Source organism: Acidovorax sp. 22279 (assembly GCF_052045435.1).
Classification (GTDB): domain Bacteria; phylum Pseudomonadota; class Gammaproteobacteria; order Burkholderiales; family Burkholderiaceae_C; genus Acidovorax; species Acidovorax delafieldii.
Genome location: NZ_JBQEOV010000020.1, coordinates 19237 through 37023 on the forward strand (window position 1 = coordinate 19237; position 17787 = coordinate 37023).

A 17787-nucleotide genomic window follows, 5' to 3' on the forward strand; every position below is an offset into this window, starting at 1 on the left:
TCAGCTGAGCTTGAGCGGCAGCGCGCGCAGGCGCTGGCCGGTGAGGGCAAACAAGGCATTGGCCACGGCGGGTGCGATGGGCGGCACGCCGGGCTCGCCCACGCCCTCGGGGGGCTCGGCGCTGGCGATGATGTGGGTCTCCACGCGGGGGCAGTCGGCGATGCGCAGCAGGGGGTAGTCGTGCAGGTTGCTCTGCTGCACCTGGCCATCCTTGATCGTCACTTCGCCCCACAGCGCAGCGGTGAGGCCATAGACCACGGCGCTTTCCATCTGCTGGGCAATGAGGTTGGGGTTGATGGCCGCGCCGCAGTCGATCACGCACACCACGCGGTGCACGCGGATGGCCTTTTCGGCACCCACCGACACCTCGGCCACCTGCGCGACGATGGAGCCGAACGACTGGTGCAGCGCCACGCCGCGCGCCCGTTGCACGCCCGACGCATCGGGCGGCAAGGGCTGGCCCCAGCCCGCCAGCTCGGCCGCCTTTTGCAGGACCTTCAGGTGGCGCGGGTGTTTTTGCAGCAGCGCGGCGCGGAAGGCCACCGGGTCCTTCTTGGCGGCGTGGGCTGCTTCGTCCACAAAACTCTCTTTGAAGAACGCCTGGTGCGAATGCCCCACCGAGCGCCAGAAGCCCACGGGCAGCGGCAGGTCGATGATCTCGTGGGCAATGCGTGCGTGGGGCCACTCGTAGGGCTGGTCGAACGCGCCTTCGGACGTGGTCTTGTCCGGCCCGGCGCCCGGCAGGCCAAAGGTGCGGGCCAGCACCTGCGGCACGATGGCCTGACCGGCCGACACGTTGTGCCAGGCCACCAGCTGGCCCTGTGCGTCCAGCCCGGCCTTGAACCGGGCCACGCAGGCGGGGCGGTAGAAGTCGTGCTGCAGGTCCTGCTCGCGGGACCACAGCGTCTGCACCGGCGCGCCGCCCGCGGCCTTGGCAATGGCGGCGGCCTGGGCCACATAGTCCACCTCCAGCCGCCGGCCAAAGCCACCGCCCAGCAGCAGCTGGTGCACAGTCACCTTGGTGTCGTCGATGCCCAGGGCCTTGGCGGCAGCCATGCGCGCCAGGCCCGGCACCTGGGTGGATGTCCACACGCTGGCCGCGCCATCCTTGAACTGCACGGTGCAGTTGATGGGCTCCATGGTGGCGTGGGCCAGGTAAGGCGCGCGGTAGTCGGCAGTGAGGGTGGTTGCAGCGCCTTGCAGGGCCTGGTCCACATCGCCCACGCTGTGGTAGCCAAAGCCCTGGGCCTGGTCCAGCGCCTGGGTCAGCTGGGTCATGACGGCGGCGCTCGACAGCGCGGCGGCGGGGCCGTGGTCCCACTGCGCGGTGACTGCTGCGGCGGCCTTTTTGGCGTGCCAGGGCGTGTCGGCAATCACGGCCACGCCGCCAGTGCCGCCGTGGTACGGCGCTACGGCCAGCACCTCCTTCACCCCGGGCATTTTTTGCGCGGCTGCGCCATCGAACTGGACTACTTTGCCGCCCCGCGTGGGGCACATCACCACGCTGGCGTACAGCAGGCCGGGCGGGTGGGCATCGATGCCAAACACCGCACTGCCGTCGAGCTTGGAGGGCGCCTCGATGCGGGTGAGCGGCTTGCCGATCAGCTTGAATTCAGCAGGCGCCTTGAGGGGCACCTTGCCTGGAGGCGGCTGCTGCGCCGCCAGTGCGGCCAGCTCGCCAAACGTGGCGCGCTGGCCTGCCGCATGTTCCACCACGCCGGCGTTGGCCTTGCATTCGGCGGCCTGCACCTTCCATTGCACGGCCGCTGCGTTGATGAGCATGGCGCGGGCGTGGGCACCGGCCTCGCGCATGGGACGCCACAGGTCCTTGATGCTGCTGGAGCCACCCGTCATCATCACGCCCACTTCGCGCATGGTCTTGGCGGTCAGCCAGCCCGCCACGGCCTTGATGGAGCCGTCGTTGTCGGGGTGGAACGGCAGGCCGTCCACCACCGTGGCCAGGTTGTTGTAGATGTCGTCGATGGGCGCCATCTCCAGCCGCACCTGGGCCCAGTCGGCGTCCAGCTCTTCCGCCAGGATGGCGGCCAGCCCGGTGTGCGCGCCCTGGCCCATTTCGGACTTGGCCATCATCACCGTCACCGTGTTGTCGGCTGCTACCTTGAGCCAGCCATTCAGCGCCACCTGGCCTGTGCCCTGGGGCAGGGGCTGCGCGGTGTGCAGCCGCTGGCGCGGGGGCACCACGCCCCAGCCAATGACCAGCGCGCCGGCTGTTGCGGCGCCACCGAGAAGCACTGTGCGTCGTTTCACCATGGGTTGTCCTGAGCGGTTGAGAAAGTGCACGCCGGCGTCTTCGATGGCAATCACCGCGTGGCAAGGGCAGGGGGCCATCCTAGCGCCACTGCGCAGCGCTGCGCTGCCGGCGAATGTCGGCTATGTGACGCTGCGCCGCACGCGCATGGCAATGCGGTTGAGCCCGACGGGCGTCAATCCCAGGTGGCGCGCCAGGTCTTTTTGCGGGATGCGCAGCGCCAGGTTGGGGTGTGATGCCAGGAAGGCACGGTAGCGGCCCTCGGGGGTGAGGGTGAGCAATTCGCGCTCACGCGCCTCCTTGCGCGCGGCGTACACCAGGGTCAGCTGGTACAGCGCCTTTGCCCAGGGCAGGTGGCGTTCGGCCAGCGCGAGCAGCACGCCGTGGTCGATGCGCTCCAGGGTGGCGGGCTCGATGGCCGTCACCATGAAGGCCGTGCGGCCGCCAGGCTGCAGGGCGGATACGCTGGCAAAAAAACGTCCTTCTTCGGCAAACGACTTGATCCATTCCGTGCCGTCATCCTGCAGGTAGCTCAGCTTGAACAAGCCTGCTTGAACCGCGTAAACATACGGGTGCTGTACCCCCTGCAGAAAGACCGTGCCGCCTGCCTGTACTGCGTGCGTGGTGATGGCGCGCTCTGCCGTGGCCCAGTCGGGCAGGGCCTGCGTGCCCGCCGCCTGTGTGAGGAGCGACCAGAAGGCGGGGTGCGGGATGGGGGCCATGGCGCGCAGTATGCCGCGTGGCAGTGTGGCGAAGTTTCCGCTGGGCCTGGGGGTGAGAGCCCCCTTCGTTCGCCAATTAACCTGGGTTGATGACGACGGACGGCGCCATGCCTAGAGTGCGGCCCATGTCACACGCTCGCACCCCCACCACCGCACGCCAGGCCGCGCCCGCAGGCCCGTTGCCACGCACCATCGTCACCGGCGCGAGCTCGGGCATTGGCCGGGCGCTGGCCCTGGAGCTGGCACGGTGCGGCGTGCCCGTACTGGCCGTGGCACGGCAGGCTGAGCCGCTGCAGGCGCTGGCAGATGCCCATGGACTGATCGAGCCCTGGGTGGCCGACCTGTCCCGCATCGAAGAGATGGACGGCCTGGCGGCGCAGTGGCTGCTGCGCTATCCCGATATTGGCGCGCTGGTGAACAACGCAGGCATCCAGCACGATCTGCGGATGGACGATGCCGGCTATAGGGCACAGGACATGCGCGCGGAGGTCGAGATCAACCTGCTGGTGCCGATGGCGCTGACGCGCGTGCTGCTGCCCCATTTGCAGGCCCAGCAGCGCGCATGGGTGGTCAATGTCGGGTCGGTGCTGGGCTCTTGCCCCAAGCGCACGGCGGCGGTTTACAGCGCCACCAAGGCCGGGCTGGACCTGTTCACCAAGGCGCTGCGGGTGCAGATGCAAGGCAGCCCAGTGCGGGTGGTTCACGCTGTGATGCCGCTGGTGGACACGCCCATGACCCGGGGCCGAGGGCGCGGCAAGATCCCTCCCGATGTCGCTGCACAGGCACTGGTCCGCGGCCTGATGGCGGGGCACACCGACATCCGCATCGGCAAGGCGCGCGCGGCCTGGCACTTGCAGCGCTGGGCGCCCGGGCTGCTGGCCCGCCTGCTGCGCACTGCTTGATCCAAGCCTGCCGGCTCAACACCTGTTTTCTCATCGACCCCAGGAGATCACCCCATGGCCACCCGTTATGCCTTCTTCATCCACCTGCGTGCACTGCCCGAGTGGCTGCGTTTGCCCCGTGAGCAAAGGCGTGAGTTGGGTGAGGCGCACCTGCATGCCCTGCTGCCCCGCTACCAGGGAGCCCTGCGCTTGCGCCACTTCGATGCCGAGGCCTTCGCAGCGCCTTGCAGCGACCTGATGCTGGTGGAAACCGATGACCCGCTCAAGCACTACGACTTCATGGAGCGGCTGCGCGATTCCCCCCTGCTTACCGTGCCGTATTTCGAGGTGCTGCAGATCCTGCCTGCCATCGAAGACGGCTATGTGGCGTTCGAGCGCGCCGAAACGGCTTAGGCCGCCTTGCAGTCGGCCAGCGCCGGAGCCTTGTGCGTGGGCTGCCGGTCCAGCCAGGCAATGTAGGCCGTGAGCGCCAGCGCACTCAGCGTGACGGCGGCCGCCACCAGCGGAATGGTCTGCAGCGACCACCCGGCCGTGATGACTGCGCCCCCCAGCCAGGCACCAATGGCATTGCCGAGGTTGAATGCGCCGATGTTGAGCGTGGACGCCAGGCTGGGCGCATCGCCCGCCTGCGACACCACCCGCGCCTGCAGCGGCGTGCCCGCCGCGAACGACACCATGCCCCACACCACCACGGTGATGACGGCAGGCCACAGCCACACGCTGGTGAACGAAAACGCTGCCAGCACCCCCGCCAGCACGGCAAAGATGCCCATCAGCGAGGGCAGCAGCTTCCAGTCTGCCAGGCGGCCGCCCAGCAGGTTGCCAATAGTCAGGCCCACGCCGCACAGCAGCAGCACGCCGCTCACGTTCTGGGGCGAGACACCGGTCACGTCGCGCAGGATGGGCGTGATGTAGGTGAACAGCGTGAACATGCTGGTGGATGCGAGCACGCTCACCGCCAGCGCCAGCCACACCTGGCGAATGCGCAGCACGCGGAACTCGCCCAGCGCGCTGCCGCTGATCTGGTGGCGCAGGTGTGGCACCCAGCGCACCACGGCGGCCACGGCCAGCACCCCAATCACCACCACCGCCCAGAAGGTGGAGCGCCAGCCCAGGTGCTGGCCCAGCAGCGTGCCCAGCGGCACGCCCAGCACGTTGGCGAGCGTGAGTCCGGTGAACATCAGCGCCATGGCCTGGGCGCGCTTGTGGGGCTCCACCACGCTGGCGGCCACCACGGCGCCAATGCCAAAAAACGCGGCGTGGCAGAACGAGGTGACCACGCGCGCCACCATCAGCCACGCATAGCTGGGGGCCAGCGCGCAACCCACATTGCCCACGATGAACAGCACCATCAGCCAGGTCAGCGTGGTCTTGCGCGGCCAGCGCGCGGTGGCCACCGCCAGCAGCGGTCCACCCACGGCCACGCCCAGGGCGTAGGCCGACACCAGCATGCCGGCGGCGGGGATGGAGACGGACAGGTCACCTGCCACCTCGGGCAGCAGCCCCAGGATCACGAATTCGGTGGTGCCAATGCCAAAAGCGGCAATGGCCAGGGCCAGCAGGGGGAGGTTCATGGAGCGCAGAGGGACAAAAGGACAGCACCGGGGCCGATGGGGTCAGGCGCGCAAAACTAGGGAAAACCCTTGGATTCTACGGAGGCCCCACAACCTTTGCAGGCCAAGGTTTTTGCATGAAATGGGCTGGTAGCGCTAGTGGTACATGCCGTAACAGCTATTGTTTTCATAGTGAATGCCATCCTTGCCCTTGTGCGCCTGTGGCGTGCATCGGGGGTGGTGAGTCGCCTCGCAACGGCCCCCGTGTGATGCGGGCTCGCCGCGGGGCGTGTACGCCACCCGGCGTATTTCGCCAACCGGCCCCGCTCTCCAGAATCCATTCCATCGCCCGATCCACAGGGGCTCCACACCGGGGCCCACCGGGCGAAGCGGTTTGATTGATTTCCTGATTGAAACCACCACCGGAGAAGCACACATGCAACGTCGTTATTCCCTCAAGGCCCTCGCGGCCGTCGCTACGCTCGCTGGCCTGTCTGCGCTGCCAGCCCACGCCCAGGACACGATCAAGGTCGGCATCCTGCACAGCCTGTCGGGCACCATGGCCATCTCTGAGACCGTGCTGAAAGACACCGTGCTCATGGCGATCGACGAGATCAACGCCAAGGGCGGCGTGCTGGGCAAGAAGCTCGAACCCGTGGTGGTGGACCCAGCCTCCAACTGGCCCCTGTTCGCCGAAAAGACCAAGCAGCTGCTGGGCCAGGACAAGGTCTCGGTCATCTTCGGCTGCTGGACCTCGGTGTCGCGCAAGTCGGTGTTGCCGGTCGTGGAAGAAATGAACGGCCTGCTGTTCTACCCCGTGCAGTACGAAGGTGAAGAGCTGTCCAAGAACGTGTTCTACACCGGCGCCGCGCCCAACCAGCAGGCCATCCCCGCGGTGGACTACCTGATGAGCAAGGACGGCGGCAGCGCCAAGCGCTGGGTACTGCTGGGCACCGACTACGTCTACCCCCGCACCACCAACAAGATCCTGCGCGCCTACCTCAAGAGCAAGGGCGTGAAGGACAGCGACATCGACGAGAAGTACACCCCCTTCGGCCACTCTGACTACCAGACCATCGTGGCCGACATCAAGAAGTTCAGCCAGGGCGGCAAGACGGCCGTGGTCTCCACCATCAACGGTGACTCCAACGTGCCCTTCTACAAGGAACTGGGCAACGCCGGCCTGAAGGCCAAGGACGTGCCCGTGGTCGCCTTCTCGGTGGGCGAGGAAGAGCTGCGCGGTGTGGACACCAAGCCGCTGGTGGGTCACCTGGCTGCCTGGAACTACTTCCAGTCCATCAAGAGCCCGGCCAACACCGAGTTCATCAAGAAGTGGAGCGACTACGCCAAGGCCAAGGGCATTGCCGGCCACAAGGACAAGCCGCTCACCAACGACCCGATGGAAGCCACCTACATCGGCATCAACATGTGGAAGCAAGCGGTTGAAAAGGCCAAGAGCACCGATGTGGACAAAGTGATTGCCGCCATGGCCGGCCAGACCTTCAAGGCACCGTCGGGCATCGTCTCCAAGATGGACGAGAAGAACCACCACCTGCACAAGAGCGTGTTCATCGGCGAGATCAAGGCCGACGGCCAGTTCAACGTGGTGTGGAAGACCCCCGGCCCCGTGAAGGCCAAGCCATGGTCTCCTTACATCGAAGGCAACGACAAGAAAAAAGACGAACCTGAAAAGAAGTAAGCACCTGCAGTGTGCCCAAGAGGGGAGGGCGCCTGTGTGCGCCCTCCCTTTTTCTTTGACACCCGCCTGCCACCGACAGCAGGCCGAATGGAATTCTTCTTATGTTGCGATGTTTTCTGGCCATGCGCTGGTGCCTGGTCAGCCTGTTGTGCCTGGCGGGCAGCGCCCACGCCCTCACCGCCGAGCAGGCCTTGGCCATGGCCGCTGGTGACACCGACGACCGTGTGGCCGCCGTGCAGCAGGCCGTGGTGGAGCCCAGCGAACGCACCGCTGCCTTCTTGCAGGCGCTGGCCGAGGACGCGGTGAAGGTGGCCGATGGCAAGGCGCTGATCGTGCGCGATGACAAGGGCATCGATCCTGTCACTGGCGCCGAGGTCCCCGTGCCCGTCGATGCCGAAGACATCATCAACAACAACCGCATGCGCGGCGAGATCGACACGGCCCTGGCGGGCCTGGCGCTGTTTGGCAAGGACGAAACCCGGCGCATGGCCGCCGCCAAGGCACTGACCAAGGAGCCGGATGCAGGCCGACTGCCCCTGCTCGACAAGGCGCTGGCGCAGGAGACCAACGACAAGATCAAGACCCAGCTGGAGCTGGCGCGTGCCGCCACGCTGCTGGGCAGCGACGACCCCGCACAACGCATCGCGGCCGCCCAGGCACTGTCGCTCAGCGCAACACCTGATACGCGGCTGCTGCTCAACGAACGCGTCACCGTCGAAGAAGACGCCAAGGTCAAGGCCGCGCTGCAGGCCGCACTGCGCGCCATGGAAGGCCAGCTCGCGTGGGGCGAGCGCCTGGGCGCTGCGTTTTCGGGCATCAGCCTGGGCTCCATCCTGCTGCTCGTCGCCTTGGGCCTGGCCATCACCTACGGCCTGATGGGCGTGATCAACATGGCCCACGGCGAGCTGATGATGATCGGCGCCTACGCCACCTATGTGGTGCAGGGCATCTTCCAGAAGTATTTTCCGGGTGCGTTCGACTGGTACCTGGTCGCTGCGCTGCCCCTGGCCTTTGGCGCCTCGGCCGCCGTGGGCGCGGTGCTGGAGCGCGGCGTGCTGCGCTTTCTGTACGGCCGCCCGCTGGAGACGCTGCTGGCCACCTGGGGCATCAGCCTGGTGCTGATGCAACTGGTGCGCACGATTTTTGGCGCGCAGAACGTGGGTGTGGAAAACCCCGCGTGGATGAGCGGTGGCGTGCAGGTGCTCTCCAACCTCACGCTGCCCTACAACCGCCTCGTCATCATTGGCTTTGCCATCGCGGTGCTGCTGGGCATGGGCTACCTGATCGGTCGCACGCGCCTGGGCCTGTTCGTGCGTGGTGTGACGCAAAACCGCCCCATTGCCTCGTGCATGGGCGTGAACACTGCGCGCATCGACACCATGGCCTTTGCGCTGGGCTCGGGCATTGCGGGCCTGGCGGGTTGCGCGCTGAGCCAGGTGGGCAACGTGGGGCCGGACCTGGGGCAGAGCTACATCGTCGATGCCTTCATGGTGGTGGTGCTGGGCGGCGTGGGCCAGCTGGCGGGCACGGTGTATGCCGCGCTGGGCCTGGGCATCCTGAACAAATTCCTCGAAGGCTGGGCGGGCGCGGTGCTGGCCAAGATTGCGGTGCTGGTGTTCATCATCATCTTCATCCAGAAGCGGCCCCAGGGCATCTTCGCGGTCAAAGGGCGTACGGCCGACTGAAGCACCAGAGACGACTGATCATGACTACGCCAACCTCTCCCAACATCCAACTGCCCGCACCGGCGCCGCTGCTCACGCGCGGCGGCTGGTCGGCCTTTATCGTGGCGCTCATCGTGGTGTGCGCCGTGGCACCCGTGCTCAACCTGTGGGTGCCCGCAGGCAGCGTGTTCCACCTCAGCGACTACGCCGTGGCGCTGCTTGGCAAGATCATGTGCTACGCCATCTGTGCGCTGGCCATGGACCTGATCTGGGGCTACACCGGCATCCTGAGCCTGGGCCACGGCCTGTTCTTTGCGCTGGGCGGCTACGTGATGGGCATGTACCTCATGCGCCAGATCGGCCGCGACGGCAACTACAAGAGCGACCTGCCCGACTTCATGGTGTTCCTCGACTGGAAGGAGCTGCCCTGGCACTGGGCGCTGTCCGACAGCTTCATCGCCACGCTGATCCTCATCGTGGCCGTGCCGGGCGTGATCGCGTTTGTGTTCGGCTACTTCGCCTTCCGCTCGCGCATCAAGGGTGTGTACTTCTCCATCATCACCCAGGCCATGACTTATGCGGCCATGCTGCTGTTCTTCCGCAACGAAACCGGCTTTGGCGGCAACAACGGCTTTACCGACTTCAAGCGCATCCTGGGCACGCCCATCGCCACGCAGAACATGCGCATGACGCTGTTCGTGCTGACGGGGTTGTCGCTGCTGGGCTTCTTCCTGCTGGCGCGCTGGCTGGTGCGCAGCAAGTTTGGCCGCGTGCTGCAGGCGGTGCGCGATGCCGAGAGCCGCGTTATGTTCTCGGGCTATTCGCCGCTGCCCTACAAGCTCACCATCTGGACCATCAGCGCCATGATGTGCGGCGTGGCGGGGGCGTTGTATGTGCCCCAGGTCGGCATCATCAACCCCGGCGAGATGAGCGCCGCCAACTCCATCGAGATCGCCGTATGGGCGGCCGTGGGCGGGCGCGCCACACTCATCGGACCCATCGTGGGCGCGTTCATTGTCAACGGTGCCAAGAGCTGGCTCACGGTGACGGCGCCGGAGTTCTGGCTGTACTTTCTGGGCGCGCTGTTCATTGCGGTCACGCTGTTCCTGCCCGACGGTGTGGTGGGGCTGGTCAAGAAGCTCAAGGCAAAAATGACAACACCGAAGGGAGCCGCGCAATGACGCCCGATCTGATGGAAGAAGGCGCGCGGCGGCTGCAGAAGACGCTGGCGCCCGTCGCACTGGGCCAGACCGAGTCGGGCGGCCGCGCTGCAGGCTTCTCGCGCATTGCCACGCCGGGCGAAGTGGACGTGACCCACGGCCGCATCCTGTACCTGGAAGATGTTCATGTGAGCTTTGACGGCTTCAAGGCCATCAACGGCCTGAGCCTGGACATCGCCCCGGGCGAGCTGCGCTGCATCATCGGCCCCAATGGTGCGGGCAAGACGACGATGATGGACATCATCACCGGCAAGACCCGGCCCGACAAAGGCACGGTGTTCTTTGGCTCCACCATCGACCTGCTGCGTCACAACGAGCCCGAGATCGCAAGCCTGGGTATCGGCCGCAAGTTCCAGAAGCCCACGGTGTTCGAGCAGCTCAGCGTGTTCGAGAACCTGGAGCTGGCGCTCAAGACCCACAAGGGCGTGAAGTCCAGCATGTTCTTCAAGCTCGACTCCGCACAGTCGGACCGCCTGGCCGAGATCCTGCACACCATTCACCTGGCCGACAGCGTCACGCGCCAGTCGGGCAACCTGAGCCACGGGCAAAAGCAGTGGCTGGAGATTGGCATGCTGCTCATGCAGGACCCCAAGCTGCTGCTGCTGGACGAACCCGTGGCCGGCATGACCGATGAAGAGACCGCCCGCACTGCGGAGCTGTTCCTCACGCTCAAGGGCAAACACTCGCTCATGGTGGTGGAGCACGACATGGGCTTCATCCGCACCATCTCAGAGAAGGTGACGGTGCTGTGCGACGGCTCGGTGCTGGCCGAAGGCACGCTCGACCAGGTACAGGCCGACGAGCGCGTGATCGAGGTGTACCTCGGCCGGTGAAAGTATTCACTATCAAAAATATAGCTGCCGGCGCATATTGAACTAGCGCTAGCGGCCCAAAACACCCCAAGTCACCATGCTCACCGTCCAGAACATCAACCAGTACTACGGCGGCTCCCACATCCTGCGTGACGTGAGCCTCACCGCCACCCCGGGCAAGGTCACCGTGCTGCTCGGCCGCAACGGCGTGGGCAAGACGACGCTGCTCAAAAGCCTCATGGGGCTGGTGCCCATCAAGAGCGGCAGCATCAGCTTCGACGGCAAACCCATCGACAAAGCCACGCCCTACGACCGGGCGCGCGCAGGCATCGGCTTTGTGCCGCAAGGCCGCGAAATCTTCGGCCGCCTGACGGTGGAAGAAAACCTGCGCATGGGCCTGGCCTACAAAAGCGGATCGACGCCTGTGCCTGCACACCTGTACGAACTCTTCCCGGTGCTCAAGCAGATGCTCAAGCGCCGGGGCGGTGACCTGTCGGGCGGGCAACAACAGCAGCTGGCCATTGCCCGCGCGCTGGCCCCCGGCCCGCGTTTGCTCATCCTGGACGAGCCCACCGAGGGCATCCAGCCCAGCATCATCAAGGACATCGGCCGCGTGATCCGCATGCTGGCCGACCAGGGAGAAATGGCCATCCTGCTGTGCGAGCAGTACTACGACTTTGCGCAGGAACTGGCCGATGAGTACCTGGTGATGGAGCGCGGCGAGGTCATCGCCCGCGGGCCAGGTAGCGAGATGGAAGCCAAGGGCATTCGCAACCTCGTGGCGATTTAAGACCGCACCCCCTGAGTTGCCTGCGGCGCCTTTCCCCTCTCTTGCTGCGTGGGAGGGAGATGCACCCGGTGGCCTGGCGAAGCCAGTTCCAGGGGTGCACTGGCGAGGGGCGCGCCAGTTTCAGGGAGCTGAAGGCAATGCCACGGCGGGGGAAGGTGCTTCCATCGCCTCCACCAGCAGTCGCGTGAAGGTGTCATGCAGCGGCGAAGCCGGTGCGTTGTTCACCGTGGCGATGCCCAGCTGGTAGGCGATACGGGGCCTGAACGGGCGCGACGTGATCGCTTCGTACGGGCAGTGCTGCGCCAGCAAGGCGTTCACGATCGAGACCCCGAGCCCCTGGGCCACGTGGGCGCAGGCCTCGCTGATGGAGTGCACCTCCAGCGCCACGCGCGGCTGCACGCGCCGCTGGCGAAAGGCCATGTCGATGTCGTGGCGGATCTGCCGCTGGCGCCCCAGCAGGATCAGGCTGACGTCGATCAGGTCGGTGGGGCTGACCTCTGCCAGGCCTTCGAGCGCATGGCCCCGGGGCATGATGCACACGGCTTCGGAGTCCAGGCTGACGCGGGTGTTCAGTCCCTGCATTTCCATGGGCAGGCGCACGAGGCCGATGTCCGCATCGCGGCTCAGCAGCGCGCGCTCGGTGTCGTTGTACGAGCCTGACAGCACCTCCAGCACCACGTCCGGGTGCGCCTGCATGAAGCGCTTGGCCAGCACCGGCATGAGTGTGGTGGCCAGCGTGCTGGGCACCGCCACCTTCAGCAGGCGCCGCTTGAAGCCGCCCAGGCGCAACTGTTCGGCATGGCGGCGAAAGCACTGCGCCGAGTCCATCAGCACCTGGGCGTCGTGCAGCAGCGCATGGGCTTCGGCCGTGGGGCTCAGGCGGCCTTTTTCGCGCACGAACAAACGCAGGGCCAGGTCCTCCTCCAGCTGCGCCAGCAAGCGGCTGATGGCGGGCTGCGACAGCCCCATGCGCTCGGCCGCGCCGGTGGTGGAGCCGCTGAGCATGATGGCCTGGAAGGCCTCGAGTTGCTTGAAGTTCATGGGGTGGAAAAGGGGCAGACGTTCGGGTATGCAGGCAGCCAGCCTGCATCTTTGCATTGCTGCCACGCCAGCGCAAACCTGCGGTCTATTGCATAGGGTCATCAGCGTTCGTCATAGCGTTGTGGCCGAGCACCTCGCTCCACAGAATCGGCGGCGTCATCAGCCAACCTGGCACTACCCCTTCAAGGAGCAAGATTTCATGAGGCGCTCATTTCCCTTCGCGCTGGCCGCCTGCGGCCTTTCCGTTTCGGCTGCGGGGCCCGCTGCCGCACAGGACCTGCAGGTCTATGGCCAGGTGCGGCTCACCGTCAACAACGTGAAGACCGGCAACGCCGGTTCCGTCACGGAAGAGCGCGACAACGCATCCCGCCTGGGCTTTCGCGGCAAGGAAGACCTGGGCGATGGCCTGGCCGCCTTGTTCGGCCTGGAGATGGGGCTCGAAGCCGACTCCGGCGCCGCCACCACGCCAGCGTTTCGCAACAGCTATGCCGCCTTGCGCGGCAGCCTGGGCACGGTGGCGCTGGGGCGGCTCGACTCCGCCAACCCGACCGGTTCGCCGCTGTACTCGCAAGTCACGCGCATCACCTCGTTCGCCGCCAACGATGCCGGGGCCACGGCCATCGGCACCTCTATCCTGAACGCGCGCAACCGCACGTCCAACGCCATCGGCTACCAAAGCCCCACCTGGGGCGGCGTCAACCTGCGGGCGCGCTACTACCTGCGCGGCGATGCCAAGACGCCCGAGCAGGAAAACGGCGCCAAGTCGCTGGACCTGGGCCTCAACTATGCCGACGGGCCCTGGTCGGCAGGCATCGGCTACGGCAAGGACACGCGCCCGGGTGGACTGCTGGCCAACGAGTTCTCCAGCAAATGGCAGGCCGGCGTGCGCTACGACTTCGGCGCGATCGAGCCCTATGTGCTGCTGGGCCGCGATACGTACGCCAGGACGTCGGCCACCACCCGCGCCGATGTGGACTACTGGCTGGTGGGCACCCGCTTTTCAGCTGGCCAGCACGCCATCGTCGTCAACGTGATGCAGCGCGATGTGCAGGCGTCGCTGCGCGGCCTGCGCAAGCGCCAGCAGGTAGCCTATACCTATGCCCTGTCCAAACGCACCGAACTGCAGGCCTTCATCGACCGCGACGGCATCGATTCGAGCCGCAGCAATGTGTCCGTGCGCGCCATTGGAGCGGGAGTTCGCCATGATTTCTGATAACAAGCACCGCATGATTCCCTGGATGTCCCGCATTCCGCAAACGCTCGCGCTGTTGTGTTCCTTCATGCTGTGCCACCCCCTGATCGCCGGCGCGGCCGAGTTCCCCGAGAAGCCCGTGCGCATCGTGATTCCGTTTCCGGCAGGGGCAGCTGCGGACACGGCCATGCGTGTGGTGGCACGCAAGATGTCGGACCAGTGGCGGCAGCCTGTCGTCATCGACAACCGGCCCGGTGCGCACGGCTTCCAGGCGGTCTCCTCGGCGCCGGCCGACGGGTACACGCTGTTGATGGGCGCAGGTTCCGGCATGGTGACGGCGCCGCTGCTGTCCAGCAAGCTCACGTACAACCCGTCGCGCGACTTCGTGCCGGTGGGGCGGGTGGTGGTCAACGTGCCCATCCTCACCACACACCCGAGCCTGCAGGTCCGCACGGTGCAGGAGCTTATCGAGCTGGCACGCAAGAACCCCGGCGGCCTGAACTACAGCACCAGCGGCAACGGCAGTCCGGGGCATTTGTCGATGGAGATGTTCCAGGCGGCCACCGGCACGCGCATGGTGCAGATCCCGTACAAGGGCGGCGGCCCGGCGGTGAACGAGCTGGCGGGCGGGCATGTGCAGCTGGGCATCAATGCAGTGCCCAGCGTGGCTGCGCACATCAAGGCGGGCAAGCTGGTGCCGCTGGCGGTGGCCAGCGCCAAGCGCTCGCGTGCCTTCCCGCAGGTGCCGACCATGGCCGAGGCGGGGCTCAAGGACTTCGAGTACGACATCTGGTACGCCCTGTTCGCGCCTACGGGCACGCCGGCGGAGGCGGTGCAAAAAATCAGCAAGGTGCTGCGCGCATCGCTGGCCGATGCGGAGGTGACCGCCTCGCTGGTGGCGCAGGGTGCGGAGCCCGCACCCACCACGCCGCAGGAGCTCGGCCGCTTCATCCAGGAAGACACGGCGCGCTGGGCCAAGCTGGTCAAGGACCGCAACCTCAAGCTCGACTGAGGCAGGAACTTTCATGACCACGATGATGAATCCAATGGCACCGTCCGCCGCCCCGGCCGGTGTGGGCGGGGTGGTGCGTCACACCTGCTGGGTGCCCATGCGCGACGGCGTGCGCCTGGCCACCGATGTGTATCTGCCGGCCGGCCACACCGGCCCCCTGCCGGTGCTGCTGGAGCGCACACCCTACGGCAAAGACGAACCCACCCGGCGCGAGCGCACCGCCGCCAACCCCGCACCCCTGCGGCGCGGCGAGGTGGCCGAGCGGTTTGCCCGCGAGGGCTACGCGGTGGTGGTGCAGGACTGCCGGGGCCGCTTCGACTCCGAGGGGCAGTTCACCAAATACCTGGGCGAGGCCCACGACGGCGCCGACACCATGGCGTGGATCGTGGCGCAGCCCTGGTGCAACGGCGCCGTGGGCACCTACGGCCTGTCGTACGCGGCACACACTCAGACGGCGCTGGCCAGCCAGCGGCCCGCCGGGCTCAAGGCCATGTTTCTCGAATGCGGCGGCTTTGCCAATGCCTACCGGGGCGGCATCCGCCATGGGGGTGCTTTCGAGCTCAAGCAGGCCGTGTGGGCCCTGCGCAATGCGCGCAGCGGCAGCAACAGCCTGAGCGACGCCGCCCGCCAGGCGCTCGACCAGGCCGACATCGGCGAATGGTTCTTGCGCCTGCCCTGGACGCGCGGCGATTCGCCGCTGCAGTGGGCGCCCGAGTACGAGGACTATCTCTTCGGCCAATGGGAGCGCGGCAGCTTCGACGACCATTGGCGCCAGCCCGAGCTGTATGCGGCAGGCCACTATGGCGCCTTCGAAGGCGTGGCCGTGATGCTGATGTGCGGCTGGTGGGACCCCTATGCGCAGACCACCACCGACAACTACCTCGGGCTCTCGCAGCGCGGGCAGGGCGACGTGCGCATGGTGCTGGGCCCCTGGACGCATGGCGAGCGCAGCGTGCCGTACGCGGGCGATGTGGACTTTGGCCGCGATGCGGTGCTGGATGGCACGCTCGCTCCCGACTACGTGCACATGCGGCTCGCGTGGTTCAACCACTGGCTGCGCGGGCAGCCGCTGCCCGAGGGGCAGGACGATGCCGTGCGCTACTTCCGCATGGGCGGGGGCACGGGGCGGCGCACGCCGCAAGGCCGGCTCGACCATGGCGGCATCTGGCGCAGCGCGGCCCGCTGGCCTGTACCGGCGACCACGCTGGTGCCCTGGTACCTCGCGCCGGGCGGGCTGCTGTCGCAGTCCGTACCGCAGGCCGAGGCCCAGGCCGGTTTTTGCTTCGACCCCGCAAGGCCGGTACCCACCATCGGGGGCTCCGTCACCTCGGGCGAACCGCTGATGGTGGCCGGTGCCTACGACCAGCGCACGCACGACGGGCTGTTCGGTGCGCAGGCGCCGTTCGGGCCGCTGGCCGACCGGGACGACGTGCTGGTGTTCCAGACGCCGCCGCTCGACAGCGATGTGGAGATCACCGGGCCGGTGACCATCGCGCTGTGGGTGTCGTCCACCGCACCCGACACCGACTTCACGGCCAAGCTGATCGACCAGTACCCGCCCAGCGAGGACTACCCCGAGGGGTATGCGATGAACCTGACCGACGGCATCCTGCGCTGCCGCTACCGCGACTCGTGGGAGCAGCCGGGGCTGATGGCGCCTGGCGAGGTGGTGGAGATCACCATCGAGCCCATGCCCACGTCCAACCTCTTCCGCCGAGGCCATCGGATACGGCTCGACATCTCGAGCAGCAACTTCCCGCGGTTCGACGTCAACCCCAACACCGGCGCTCCGGAGGGCAGTGCGGGGCCCCGGGTGGTGGCGTTCAACACCGTGCACATGGGGCCGGGGCGTGCGTCCTGTGTGGTCTTGCCGATGCAGCCCATGGCGTCTGCCGAGGACTCCCCCGCGCGGTGACCCAGGGCGCCCGGGCGGCGGCTCAGCGGCGNGGGCGCCGCGCCACGCCAGCGCGACACGCTCTCCATGATCAGCACCGTGCACACCATCCACGTGCCGCCCAGCAGCCAGCCTGCCAGCACATCACTGGCGTAATGCACGTGCAGCACCACACGGCTCCAGCCGGTGGTGAAGATCAGCGCGCCGGCCAGCACCACCGCAGGCAGGTGCCAGGCGCGGGGCAATAGCCGCGTGGCCAGGTAGGCCAGCATGGCATAGGCCACCATCGATGCGCTGCTGTGCCCACTGGGAAAGCTGTAGCCGCTGGCCTCGGCGATGCCGTGCGTGTGCTCGGGCCGCACGCGCTCGAACAGATTCTTCAGCACCTTGGTCAACGCGCCGTTGCCCGCCATGGCCACCAGCCAGCCGGTGGCCAGCAGGCGGTGCCGGCGCAGCCACAGCAGGGCGGCCACGCCCAGTGCCAGCGCGGTCAGCACCCAGGTGTCGCCCAGGTGGGTGAGGGTGGCAAACCATTGCAGCACGGCGGCGGATGCCTGTGCTTGCAAGCCTGCAGCCAGTGCGTCGTCCAGTGCGCCCCAGTTGCCCGGGGCGCGCCCGCTTTCGGCCAGCTCTGCGAGCGCGGCACCTGCCAGAGCCAGCGTGCAGGCCGAGGCGGCCATGGCGGCCACCAACACCCAGCGCGCTTGCGCTGGAAACATGCGGCCCAGCGGGGCGCCTGCGTGTTGTCGCAGGCGGCGCAAGCCGGTCAAGGCGACGCTACCCAGCAGGGCAAACGACAGCACGCCAGCCATCCACCAGCCCAGGGGGTGTTGCGCCAGCAGGGCGCCGATGTCGGTGGCGGCCAAAGCGCTGGAGGTTGTGGTCATGGAGATAGTGGGTCCTTTCTTTGGATGCACCCGCAGGGCGGGCGGCCCCTGGAGAGAAGCCGCGGGTTGTACCGAAGTTCCCAGCATCCCGTTGCGTGGTGGGTGTATTGCATCGTCACTGCCGCTGTCG

The 17787-nt window shown here is 67.1% G+C and carries 14 protein-coding genes and 1 pseudogene; 10 read left to right on the forward strand and 5 right to left on the reverse strand.

Annotated features, from left to right (window positions below):
• Together ACTJKQ_RS21565 and ACTJKQ_RS21570 are read right to left on the reverse strand one after the other, a co-directional pair.
• On the reverse strand, nt 1-2271 hold the full coding sequence (locus tag ACTJKQ_RS21565; RefSeq protein WP_440598011.1) for a molybdopterin cofactor-binding domain-containing protein: 2271 nt from the start codon (nt 2269-2271) through the stop codon (nt 1-3).
• Between the two features lie 120 nt (nt 2272-2391).
• Nucleotides 2392-2991 (reverse strand): Crp/Fnr family transcriptional regulator, encoded by a 600-nt coding sequence (locus tag ACTJKQ_RS21570; RefSeq protein ID WP_260666484.1) that lies wholly within the window; start codon nt 2989-2991, stop codon nt 2392-2394.
• A 125-nt stretch (nt 2992-3116) separates the two neighbouring features.
• Between ACTJKQ_RS21570 and ACTJKQ_RS21575 the strand changes: the two genes are divergently transcribed.
• Both ACTJKQ_RS21575 and ACTJKQ_RS21580 read left to right on the forward strand, forming a co-directional pair.
• The gene (locus ACTJKQ_RS21575; RefSeq protein ID WP_440598012.1) at nt 3117-3893 is read left to right on the forward strand and encodes an SDR family NAD(P)-dependent oxidoreductase; all 777 of its coding nucleotides are present in this window, start codon (nt 3117-3119) and stop codon (nt 3891-3893) included.
• 54 nt (nt 3894-3947) lie between these two features.
• Nucleotides 3948-4286: a darcynin family protein gene (locus tag ACTJKQ_RS21580; protein WP_260666487.1), complete on the forward strand. Its 339-nt coding sequence runs from the start codon at nt 3948-3950 to the stop codon at nt 4284-4286.
• Here ACTJKQ_RS21580 and ACTJKQ_RS21585 read toward each other — a convergent pair.
• Entirely contained in the window at nt 4283-5467 is a 1185-nt protein-coding gene (locus ACTJKQ_RS21585; RefSeq protein WP_108497591.1) for an MFS transporter, read from the reverse strand. The two genes, ACTJKQ_RS21580 and ACTJKQ_RS21585, sit on opposite strands and share 4 nt — an antisense overlap.
• 415 nt (nt 5468-5882) lie before the next feature.
• Between ACTJKQ_RS21585 and urtA the strand changes: the two genes are divergently transcribed.
• The 5 genes from urtA (at nt 5883) to urtE (ending at nt 11631) form a co-directional block, all read left to right on the forward strand.
• Nucleotides 5883-7145, forward strand: coding sequence for an urea ABC transporter substrate-binding protein (gene urtA / locus ACTJKQ_RS21590; protein WP_056641426.1), 1263 nt, complete (start codon nt 5883-5885; stop codon nt 7143-7145).
• Nucleotides 7146-7246: 101 nt separating this feature from the next.
• Nucleotides 7247-8830, forward strand: coding sequence for an urea ABC transporter permease subunit UrtB (gene urtB, locus ACTJKQ_RS21595; RefSeq protein WP_440598013.1), 1584 nt, complete (start codon nt 7247-7249; stop codon nt 8828-8830).
• A gap of 20 nt (nt 8831-8850) precedes the next feature.
• The gene (gene urtC / locus ACTJKQ_RS21600) at nt 8851-9990 is read left to right on the forward strand and encodes an urea ABC transporter permease subunit UrtC (protein ID WP_440598014.1); all 1140 of its coding nucleotides are present in this window, start codon (nt 8851-8853) and stop codon (nt 9988-9990) included.
• A complete protein-coding gene (urtD, locus tag ACTJKQ_RS21605; protein ID WP_056060633.1) occupies nt 9987-10862 on the forward strand; it encodes an urea ABC transporter ATP-binding protein UrtD in 876 nt (291 codons plus the stop codon). The genes urtC and urtD overlap by 4 nt, the downstream gene beginning before the upstream one ends.
• 76 nt (nt 10863-10938) lie before the next feature.
• A complete protein-coding gene (urtE, locus tag ACTJKQ_RS21610; RefSeq protein WP_056060636.1) occupies nt 10939-11631 on the forward strand; it encodes an urea ABC transporter ATP-binding subunit UrtE in 693 nt (230 codons plus the stop codon).
• 120 nt (nt 11632-11751) lie between these two features.
• Here the strand turns inward: urtE and ACTJKQ_RS21615 are convergent, their stop codons facing one another.
• On the reverse strand, nt 11752-12672 hold the full coding sequence (locus tag ACTJKQ_RS21615) for a LysR family transcriptional regulator (protein WP_440598015.1): 921 nt from the start codon (nt 12670-12672) through the stop codon (nt 11752-11754).
• Between the two features lie 199 nt (nt 12673-12871).
• On the opposite strand from ACTJKQ_RS21615, the gene ACTJKQ_RS21620 reads away from it, so the two are divergent.
• From ACTJKQ_RS21620 to ACTJKQ_RS21630, 3 genes are read left to right on the forward strand one after another with little or no spacing between them, the layout of a single operon-like run.
• Nucleotides 12872-13885 (forward strand): porin, encoded by a 1014-nt coding sequence (locus tag ACTJKQ_RS21620; RefSeq protein WP_116749114.1) that lies wholly within the window; start codon nt 12872-12874, stop codon nt 13883-13885.
• 25 nt (nt 13886-13910) lie between these two features.
• Complete coding sequence (locus tag ACTJKQ_RS21625; protein WP_056062055.1) at nt 13911-14876, forward strand: Bug family tripartite tricarboxylate transporter substrate binding protein; 966 nt, start codon at nt 13911-13913, stop codon at nt 14874-14876.
• A 13-nt stretch (nt 14877-14889) separates the two neighbouring features.
• Nucleotides 14890-16791, forward strand: coding sequence for a CocE/NonD family hydrolase (locus tag ACTJKQ_RS21630; RefSeq protein ID WP_440598016.1), 1902 nt, complete (start codon nt 14890-14892; stop codon nt 16789-16791).
• Nucleotides 16792-16868: 77 nt separating this feature from the next.
• On the opposite strand, the pseudogene ACTJKQ_RS21635 reads toward ACTJKQ_RS21630, so the two are convergent.
• Nucleotides 16869-17744: pseudogene (locus ACTJKQ_RS21635) on the reverse strand (phosphatase PAP2 family protein); the annotation flags it as partial.
• Nucleotides 17745-17787: the final 43 nt, after the last annotated feature.

What these genes read in the sequence shown, in the direction of transcription:
- ACTJKQ_RS21565 (WP_440598011.1), bottom strand. Translation starts at nt 2,271, where the DNA reads ATGGTGAAACGACGCACAGTGCTTCTCGGTGGCGCCGCAACAGCCGGC.
- ACTJKQ_RS21570 (WP_260666484.1), bottom strand. Translation starts at nt 2,991, where the DNA reads ATGGCCCCCATCCCGCACCCCGCCTTCTGGTCGCTCCTCACACAGGCG.
- ACTJKQ_RS21575 (WP_440598012.1), top strand. Translation starts at nt 3,117, where the DNA reads ATGTCACACGCTCGCACCCCCACCACCGCACGCCAGGCCGCGCCCGCA.
- ACTJKQ_RS21580 (WP_260666487.1), top strand. Translation starts at nt 3,948, where the DNA reads ATGGCCACCCGTTATGCCTTCTTCATCCACCTGCGTGCACTGCCCGAG.
- ACTJKQ_RS21585 (WP_108497591.1), bottom strand. Translation starts at nt 5,467, where the DNA reads ATGAACCTCCCCCTGCTGGCCCTGGCCATTGCCGCTTTTGGCATTGGC.
- urtA (WP_056641426.1), top strand. Translation starts at nt 5,883, where the DNA reads ATGCAACGTCGTTATTCCCTCAAGGCCCTCGCGGCCGTCGCTACGCTC.
- urtB (WP_440598013.1), top strand. Translation starts at nt 7,247, where the DNA reads ATGTTGCGATGTTTTCTGGCCATGCGCTGGTGCCTGGTCAGCCTGTTG.
- urtC (WP_440598014.1), top strand. Translation starts at nt 8,851, where the DNA reads ATGACTACGCCAACCTCTCCCAACATCCAACTGCCCGCACCGGCGCCG.
- urtD (WP_056060633.1), top strand. Translation starts at nt 9,987, where the DNA reads ATGACGCCCGATCTGATGGAAGAAGGCGCGCGGCGGCTGCAGAAGACG.
- urtE (WP_056060636.1), top strand. Translation starts at nt 10,939, where the DNA reads ATGCTCACCGTCCAGAACATCAACCAGTACTACGGCGGCTCCCACATC.
- ACTJKQ_RS21615 (WP_440598015.1), bottom strand. Translation starts at nt 12,672, where the DNA reads ATGAACTTCAAGCAACTCGAGGCCTTCCAGGCCATCATGCTCAGCGGC.
- ACTJKQ_RS21620 (WP_116749114.1), top strand. Translation starts at nt 12,872, where the DNA reads ATGAGGCGCTCATTTCCCTTCGCGCTGGCCGCCTGCGGCCTTTCCGTT.
- ACTJKQ_RS21625 (WP_056062055.1), top strand. Translation starts at nt 13,911, where the DNA reads ATGTCCCGCATTCCGCAAACGCTCGCGCTGTTGTGTTCCTTCATGCTG.
- ACTJKQ_RS21630 (WP_440598016.1), top strand. Translation starts at nt 14,890, where the DNA reads ATGACCACGATGATGAATCCAATGGCACCGTCCGCCGCCCCGGCCGGT.